At 69.8% G+C, this 3,230-nt stretch carries 3 protein-coding genes and 1 pseudogene; all 4 read left to right on the top strand.

Annotated elements, in window-relative coordinates; genetic code table 11:
* Window positions 1-650: pseudogene (locus tag VFZ20_RS17010) on the top strand (hypothetical protein); the annotation flags it as partial.
* Window positions 651-1,223: 573 nt separating this feature from the next.
* Window positions 1,224-1,808: a hypothetical protein gene (locus tag VFZ20_RS17005; RefSeq protein WP_329685110.1), complete on the top strand. Its 585-nt coding sequence runs from the start codon at window positions 1,224-1,226 to the stop codon at window positions 1,806-1,808.
* A 136-nt stretch (window positions 1,809-1,944) separates the two neighbouring features.
* Window positions 1,945-2,442, top strand: a complete 498-nt coding sequence (locus VFZ20_RS17000) for a DUF2059 domain-containing protein (protein ID WP_329685109.1) — start codon at window positions 1,945-1,947, stop codon at window positions 2,440-2,442.
* A gap of 32 nt (window positions 2,443-2,474) precedes the next feature.
* The coding region (locus VFZ20_RS16995) for an SDR family oxidoreductase (RefSeq protein WP_329685108.1) at window positions 2,475-3,230 on the top strand (756 nt) is incomplete at its 3' end.

Raw genomic sequence — 3,230 nt, 5'->3', positions numbered from 1 at the left:
TGACCCTCATCAGCAACGTGCGAAAGAGCGCGCGCTACCCGGTGATGTACGCGCTGATCCTGGTGCTCTTCGGCGTGTTCATCGTCAAGGACGTGTTCCTGGCCAAGGGCGTGCTGCGCTCCGGCGACACCCTGTACCTGCCGGACGACGAGGGCCGTTTCGGCATCGCGCCCGGCGTCTACGAGAGCCAGCGCGAAACGGGCGAGGTGTACGCGCGGATGCCGTCCATCCAGTCCGACGTCATCCGCGACCCGTACGTCAAGCTGTTCATCCCCTACGCGCCCGTGCGCCACGGCGAGGCCTTCGCCGAGCAGTGCCCCGGGCTCAAGCCGCTGTCTCGCGCGGGGCTGCGGATGGACAACGCCGATCCCCCCGACAGCGCCGCCGTGCGCGCCGTGCTGGACTGCTGGACGCGCCTGCAGCCCGTGACGCTCAACGGCCGGCCCCTGCGCCCGGAGTTCCGCTTCTACACGCACCCGGACACGGGCATCCGCGGCATCCTGGCGTACATCCCCGTGGAGGGCCTGCCCCGCGGCGAGAACCTGCTGACGGTGGGCCTGCCGCCCCGGTCCGCCGATGCCGAGGCCAAGCGCCGCCGCGTTATGGGCGCCGCCGCCCCCGAGCCCTACTTCATCCGCTTCTGGCTGTGACGGACGCGCGGGCTCGACGATGCGGTGGATTCCCTCCCCGCGCCGGCCGGGCAGTCCGCTGATCCTGGACCGTGCGTGATGCAATTGTCACCTTGAGTCATTCGGCGCTGCGCACCCCTGCGGGATGAAAGCTGTCGCAGTCCAACCTCCCCCAGGGGTTTTTGGGGGAGGTGGGCGAGCTCCGCGAGCCCGGAGGGGGCGCTCAGGCCGGCTTCACTGCACATGATCCGGCTTCGCGTGAGCGCCCCTCCCCCGATAACCCCTGGGGGAGGATGAACAACGTCCGCGTTCACCCGGCAGGTGAGCGCGCGCCGGATGAGGGGACGTCCGTCGCGCGGAGAATCGTCGCGCCGCGGGAAGTCGGTTCCGCGTGGAACCCCGCGCCGCGCCCCAGGCCGTGTTCGAAGTCTACACCCTCTCCCGCGCAGTTTGCGGGAGAGGGTGCGAGCGACAGCGAGCGGGTGAGGGCCCCGCAAGGAATCTGAATACGCCCGGCTGGCGCCCGGGCCCGCCGGACGCTAGCGTGTTGCTCGCCGCAGGTCCGCGCCCAACCTCCTTCCCTGGGGAAAACAGATGGATTACCCGCTTCAGCTCTCCTTCAAGCTCCTGGCCCTCGCGCCGCAGATCTACGTGCGCGACCGGGCGGGACAGCTGCGCATGTACGTCAAGCAAAAGCTGCTCAAGCTCAAGGAGCAGGTCACGGTCTTTGCCGACGAGGCGCAGAGCGTGCCCCTGTACCACATCAACGCCGACCGGGTGATCGACTTCAACGCGCGGTACAACATCACCTCGCCCGACGGCCGGGCCCTGGGCAGCGTGCGCCGCCGCGGCCGCCGCTCCCTGTGGCGCGCCAACTACGAGATCATGCGCGGCGAGGAGGTGATGTTCGTCCTCAAGGAGACCAACCCCTGGGCCAAGGTGGGCGACGCGCTCTTCGGCGAGATCCCCGTGCTGGGCATGTTCGCGGGCTACGTGTTCCACCCGCACTACAGCGTCTCGCGCGCCGACGGCACCGAGGTGCTGCACGTGGCCAAGCAGAGCGCGCTGTTCGAGGGCAAGTACGAGATCGAGAAGCGCCAGGAGCTCAGCCCCGAGGACGAGGGCCTGTCCGTGCTGGGCATCCTGATGATGCTGCTCCTGGAGCGCCGCCGCGGCTGATCCGCGCCCCTATCCGGAAGAGGCTTGCGCGACGGCCCCCACAGGCTGACACTGTGGGGGCCGTCGGGTCTTCTCCGGCAGGCGCAGCCCGTTCGCGGCGCGTCATCATCCTCCCCCCCCATCATCGAGACGGACCATGAGAAAGCTGATCCTGGCGCTCGCGCTGGTGCTGTGCGCCGCCCTGCCCGCCGCCGCGCAGCCGGACCCGTCGCCGGGCGAGATGCAGGCCGTGCGCGAGTTCCTGGACGCCATGCGCATGCGCGAGATGCTGCCCCGCACCATCGAAGCCATCCTGGACAGCGGCGCCATGACGGAGGAGCTGCCGGACGACTTCGTGGAGATCATGCGCGAGTTCTTCGCCGAGCACTTCAAGTACGAGGACCTGGAGCCGGGCTTCGTCCGCATGTACACGGACCTGTTCACCGAGCAGGAGCTGCGCGACATGACAGCCTTTTACCAGACGCCCGCGGGCCGGCGGCTGGTGGAGCTCACCCCCGAGATCTCCGCGCGCACCCAGCAGATCACGGGCGAGGTGATGGAAGAGGCCATGCCCGCGCTCATGCAGCTCATGATGGAGCGCATGGACCTGGACGAGGACGCTCCCAAGGCGCCGCCCGCGCGCGGCAAGTCCTGACGCATCCGCATCACGCGGGGAGGAGGGGGACGATGGCGGACGTGTTCCGCGAGAACGTGGTGGTGATCACCGGCGCTAGCGAGGGCATTGGCCGCGAGCTGGCGCTGCAGCTGGCGGACCAGGGCGCGTGGCTGGTCCTGGCCGCGCGCGACGCCGCCAGGCTCTACGCCGTGGCGGAGGAATGCCGCCTGCGCGGCGCACGCGCGGTCTCCGTCCCCACGGACGTGGCGGACCAGGCCCAGTGCCGCGCGCTCATCGAGCGGACGGTGGCGGAGTACGGCCGCGTGGACACGCTGGTGAACAACGCCGGCATCGGCATGTGGGCGCGCTTCGACGAGGTCCAGGACCTGGCGCCGTTCGAGCGGATGATGCAGGTGAACTACTTTGGCAGCGTGTACTGCACGCACGCGGCCCTGCCGCACCTCAAGCGCACGCGGGGGCGCATCGTGGGCGTCAGCAGCCTCACGGGCAAGGCGGGCGTGCCCACGCGCAGCGGCTACGCGGCCACCAAGCACGCCATGGCCGGCTTCTTCGACTCGCTGCGGATCGAGCTCGACGGCACGGGCGTCACGGTGACCATGATCTACCCCGGTTTCGTCGCCACGGAGATCCGCGAGCGGGCGTTCGGGGCGGACGGCAAGCCGCTGGGGAAAAGCCCCGTCCGGGAGGCCGAGGTGATGACCGTCGAGACCTGCGCCCGGCTGATCCTCGAAGCCGCGGCCGAGCGCCGGCGCGAGCTCGTGATGACCCGCCGCGGAAAATTCGGGATGTGGCTGAAGCTCCTGGCT

The organism is Longimicrobium sp. (assembly GCF_036280135.1).
Classification (GTDB): domain Bacteria; phylum Gemmatimonadota; class Gemmatimonadetes; order Longimicrobiales; family Longimicrobiaceae; genus Longimicrobium.
This window is presented reverse-complemented; position numbering and strand designations above follow the sequence as displayed.

What these genes read in the sequence shown, in the direction of transcription:
- VFZ20_RS17000 (WP_329685109.1), top strand. Translation starts at nt 1,945, where the DNA reads ATGAGAAAGCTGATCCTGGCGCTCGCGCTGGTGCTGTGCGCCGCCCTG.
- VFZ20_RS17005 (WP_329685110.1), top strand. Translation starts at nt 1,224, where the DNA reads ATGGATTACCCGCTTCAGCTCTCCTTCAAGCTCCTGGCCCTCGCGCCG.